The organism is Dyadobacter sp. CY261 (assembly GCF_021440085.1).
Lineage (GTDB): Bacteria > Bacteroidota > Bacteroidia > Cytophagales > Spirosomataceae > Dyadobacter.
Window position 1 is genome coordinate 1 of the sequence record NZ_JAKCPW010000051.1, and the last position, 3,581, is coordinate 3,581.

The window sequence follows — 3,581 nt, forward strand, 5'->3', positions numbered from 1 at the left end:
ATAGGCCGCAGAAAACCAATGAATCTTTACCTGAATGCTGCTTAATTTTAATCAATCATAGCCAACTGCTGGCCTTAAAAATAGGGAGTACTTCAGTTGTGCAACAACCACGTCCCAACTGTGAGACTGATCTTTCTATTTGCAACCTATAATACTAGGCATCTTAAATTGTCATCTCACAAATCAACATCTCACATTTAGACCTTCAGCTGGCTTTGTAAGACGCTTCGCTGTCAATGAAAGGCGTTTCAAAAGAGCATGTACACTCGGGATGTGCCATTTTTGCTTAAAGTAGAACGATGTTGAATTGGTCTTTATCAAAGATAATTTGATATTATGAAAAGACTGCTCCTACTTGTACTCGGTCTGCTTTATACAGAAAACGTTATTTCTCAGCAAATTACAAAAAATGAACTGCTGTTTCTCACTCCGCTTTGGAAGGGTGATCGGTTTTCCGACGGCCGACCGAAAGTTCCAGACGCAATTCTGAAAAGAATGAAACTTGTGACATTGGAAGAGGCTTGGGCAGTATTAAAAGGAGAAAATTTCAAACATCAGTACGACGACAACTGGCAGACCATTAACCCCGACTCGGTGCTTGTTGGAAGGGCTTTGACGGCAACATTTATCCCCGGGCGGCCAGACATCCACCTAGTGATCGATGAACGCGGTCATACCCAGGATGGCAGGGTAAAGTCACAAAATTCCTGGCCTATTGATATGCTCGTGAAAGGTGATGTCTATGTCGTGAACCAATTTGGAGCCCATGAAGATGGCCCAACTATCGGTGACAATCTGGCAAATTCTATTTATGTCAAGAGTGGAAATGGCATTGTGTATGATGGAGCGGTCAGAGACATTAATGGTTTGAAAGAAATAGGTTCATTTACTTCATTTTTCAGGAGTTATCACCCATCTCACCACCTTACCAGCCCTGGTAAAGAGATAAACACCACCTTGGTCGGCATAAATCAGCCAACAAAAATCGGAAATGCTGCCGTCATGCCAGGTGATGTTGTGCTGGGTAGAGATGGAGGTGTGATTTTCATTCCTCCCCATCTGGCTGAGAAAGTTGTCAAAACATCTGAGGTAGTCAGATTGCGGGATATGTTTGGGCACCAGCGCCTGCGTGAGCAAAAGTATACACCCGGACAAATTGACACCAGGTGGTCTGATGAAATTGAAAAGGACTTTTCGCAATGGCTCAATGATCGTATCGATCAATTGCCGGTTCCAAAAGAGCAAATCCAGGAATTGTTAAAGACCCGAACCTGGTAGATCTCCATTGAGATTGGATTGTTCGTAGCCAAATTTTTACCAAACTTCAAGTCACATTCTATGGCAAGTCCTACTTCAAGACGACAGTTTTTTAAAAATGCTGCAATTTCAACTGCCTTAGCAAGTGTACCCCTTGCCGGGTTCGGCGAAGTGTATGAAAATGCGATTGATAAAACACCAAAAAATTCGGCACCTTCAGATCTGAAAATCACTGATATTAAATGTGGATACATCCGAAATGGCCATAGTCTGTTTGTTAAAATATATACCAATCAGGATATCGTGGGACATGGCGAAGGCGTGGATGCAACACCCGGGACATACCATCTGGTAAAGATGTTCGATCAGCGGATCAAAGGCAAAAGTCCGCTAAATATCCATCGGCTTTTTGAAGATATCAGGAGAAGTGGTTTTTTCGAAGGTGCTCAGTCGGGCATGTATATTGCCGTCCTCACCGCAGTGGAAACTGCACTCTGGGATTTGGCTGGGAAGGCTCTGGGATTGCCAGTATATCAGCTTTTGGGCGGTAAATTTAGAGACGATATCCGAGTTTACATGGATACCGCTTTGTATCAAAACCGGCTGCCCAAGCCCGAGGATTTTGCCGCAGCAGCAAAAGAAGCTGTAGGTATGGGCTTCACTGCGGTGAAGTTCGATCTGGACCAGGCAAATGACCCAAATAAATATGATAGGTATAACTGGACGGCCAGCCCGGCTGAAGTGCAGCGAATGTTTGATCAGATGGCCGCCACCAGAGCAGCTGTAGGTCCGAAAATTGACATTTGTGCCGACATGCATGGCCGATACGACGCTCCTACAGGTGAAAAAGTTGCAAAAGTCCTTGAACCTCTCAATTTGATGTGGCTGGAAGAGCCAATACCCGCAGAAAATGCGGAAGCATACAAAAGAATAGCGGATTCGACAAGTACTCCTATTTGTGCAGGTGAAAATCATTATTTGGCCTTGGGTTTCAGACCATTACTGGAGATTGGAGCTGTGGATATTATTATGCCAGATCTTCAAAAGGCAGGCGGACTGGGCGAGGCACAACGGATAGCCAACCTGGCCAATTTGTATTACGTCCCATTTGCACCACATATGGTGGCGTCATATCTGGGTGCGATGGCATCAACTCACGTGTGCGTTTCAGTTCCTAATTTCATGATAATGGAGTGGCAAATTTACTTCCATAAGGATCCTATGTTTAAAGAGATTGTTACGTTCGAAGGAGAAATGGTGACCAAAGGATTTATCAAAGTTTCTGAAAAACCGGGGATTGGTGTTGAAATAAATGAAGAAGGTATGCGTAAATACGCAACCCCTGGCGTTCCTTTCTTTGAATGAATAGGGATTGAACCGTCAAACTCTATTATTCAAAAATGTTTCTGGTTCTCGAATTCAGCGCGCGTATCGAACCACATCCGGTTGTATTCTACCACAGGACGTTTGTAAAACACTCCGCTTTACTTGTTGAAGTTGGCAGGGATGTTTTTTTTATTTGTAACCATGAGCATAGCAACAAAACCTAACGATATCGGTCAGAAGATAAGCCGTATCCGTGAATGACGCGGTCTGAAGCAGGAAAGTTTGGCCCTCGAATTGAAAGTCATCCAGCAAACTGTGTCCACAATTGAACAGAGTGAAACAGTTTTATCTTACCGTGTGCCATAGATACATGTTCGATGCGTTAGCCGGGCGGTCAGGTGTACCTGCGTCTGTTTTTCCAAACTCTTTGTGACTCAACATAAGGCCTGTTATCGGACCTAGAGCATATTTTAGTTGGAGTTTACGTAGGTGCTTGTGATCTTCGTTTAAGATTTTGCAGCTACTAAAATCTGGTGAGCAATTCGGTGAGCAGTTTTCTATGGTATGTTATAAGTAATTGATTGTTAGGTTGATGCATAGATAGTTCGACTCCCTACATCTCCACTGATTGTAAAATCAAATCTTACAAAAACCCGCAAAATCAATTTGCGGGTTTTTTGTTGTCCGCAAATTTGCAGCAGGGCCCGAGGGACGAATTAGGGACTGAAAAAAATACGGGAAGTTAAGTATTGGAAAATAAGTTGATTAAAGGTGGAGTTAGAATCCTTCCATCTCCACTCCAACAAATTTCAAAACATCAGAAGTGGAATAGTTAAGCCAATTACTTTTCACCTAGCTAGACACACTTTTGCCACAACAGTTACGCTTTCAAATGGAGTTCCTATGTAAGCTTCCCCTAAAAGTGATCGTTGAATAAATGGAGCTTTCCGATTATATTTTCATAAAAGGAAAGGAACATGAAGAAGAATCGATTCAGC

General features: G+C 43.1%; 2 protein-coding genes. Both read left to right on the plus strand.

From position 1 onward, the window contains the following. Positions 1 to 336 precede the first annotated feature (336 nt). Positions 337 to 1,278 carry an RraA family protein gene (locus tag LZD49_RS35230; protein ID WP_234673336.1) on the plus strand — a complete coding sequence of 314 codons (942 nt, stop codon included), beginning with the start codon at positions 337 to 339 and terminating at the stop codon, positions 1,276 to 1,278. A 60-nt stretch (positions 1,279 to 1,338) separates the two neighbouring features. Beyond that, positions 1,339 to 2,622: a mandelate racemase/muconate lactonizing enzyme family protein gene (locus LZD49_RS35235; protein ID WP_234673338.1), complete on the plus strand. Its 1,284-nt coding sequence runs from the start codon at positions 1,339 to 1,341 to the stop codon at positions 2,620 to 2,622. Positions 2,623 to 3,581 lie beyond the last annotated feature (959 nt).